General features: G+C 55.3%; 2 protein-coding genes. Both read right to left on the reverse strand.

Annotated features, from left to right (window positions below):
• Positions 1–559, reverse strand: a 559-nt coding sequence (locus F6K13_RS33690; protein ID WP_287290008.1) for an SCO6880 family protein, incomplete at its 3' end; no start/stop codon positions are given.
• Positions 560–662: 103 nt separating this feature from the next.
• Positions 663–1,296 (reverse strand): protein kinase (locus F6K13_RS33695; RefSeq protein ID WP_287290009.1); only part of this gene is annotated, 634 nt, incomplete at its 5' end.

Below are 1,296 nucleotides of genomic sequence, written 5' to 3' on the forward strand. Positions count from 1 at the left end.
GACGACTCAAATCAGGGGCGTCACCGCGCATCGTCGCCCCGATCTGCGACGCGACCTGCCCGGACTGGTCAAGCGCCGTCGAAACCGTCACCGACACCCAACTGATCTGCGGCGTCGCGCTCAACCCGCCAAGGAACTGGTTCCAGTTCGCGACCCACAAATCAACCTCGTCCGCGTCGGCCAAGGCCACCGTCTGAGCGTTCCCCACAAAGGTCACGGTGATCTCACGAGTCACCTGATCAAACAACGCTCCATACGGGCGCCCGCCGCCATGATCGACCTCGAACATCGTTTTGCGGGCCAACGGGCCCGGGAGCCCCTCACGGTTCCCCGAATCGAACGCAACCAACGGCGAAATCCAACGGCCCCGCCCCCGCAGCCCGCCAACCGTCCACGCGAGTTCCTGCCACAACACCGACCACACCGCGACCCCGGTCACCCTCGACACCAAAACGACGCTGACCAACAGACCAACAACAGCCGGCCACACCAAAACCCGGGCCCACCCCCACGTCATGATCGCCATGAACAAGAAGAACGCGACAAGCGCCGTTTCCATCCCCGTCAACCCGAACACCCCGATCCCTCGGGCCTGACGCCACCCCCCATAGGTTCGCGGCTTGAGCGTTTCCGATGTTCCCGCCACTACTACCCGTCCCTCGCTATCCGATCAGCACCCTGCTTCGCCACCGACACCGCCGCACCAGCCGCAACACCAGCCGGCCCACCCGCAGCACCCGCCGCAGCACCACCACCAGCCGCAGCCGCACCACCACCAGCAGCCGCACCACCACCGGCCGCCGTCGCCGCACCACCACCAGCCGCCGCTGTTCTCTATGAATTACTGCTGGAATTCTGTTTTGGAGGTATTTAAGAATTTCTAGAACTGAAATTGCTATTTGTTTAATTTGTTGGGGTTGCCATTTTTGAGAGGTTGCTAAGTTTGCTAAAGAAATGGCGTTTTTATATTCCTGTACCATGCAAAAACCTGATGGTGTTTGGAAGGAATCTAAATAGTGGGGAATGTTGGGATGGTCTAGTGTTTTTAATACTTGAACTTCTCTTTCATAAGCTTGATATTCTGACCAATGCGCTCCGGTTGTAGCAAATTGAAATTGTTTTACTACTACTGTTTTTTGAGTGTTAATTTCTGTGGCAAGATAGGTTACTCTTCCACCTGCCCGGTTGTGTCCGAGTTCTTTGATTATTTGATAGCCGTAGTTGGAAAAATTGGGGTAATTAGTCATGGTAATTAGTAGGTTTTTAGTGAACAGTTCAATAATGGATAATGGATAA

The sequence above is a fragment of the Okeania sp. SIO2B9 genome, assembly GCF_010672505.1.
GTDB lineage: Bacteria > Cyanobacteriota > Cyanobacteriia > Cyanobacteriales > Microcoleaceae > Okeania > Okeania hirsuta.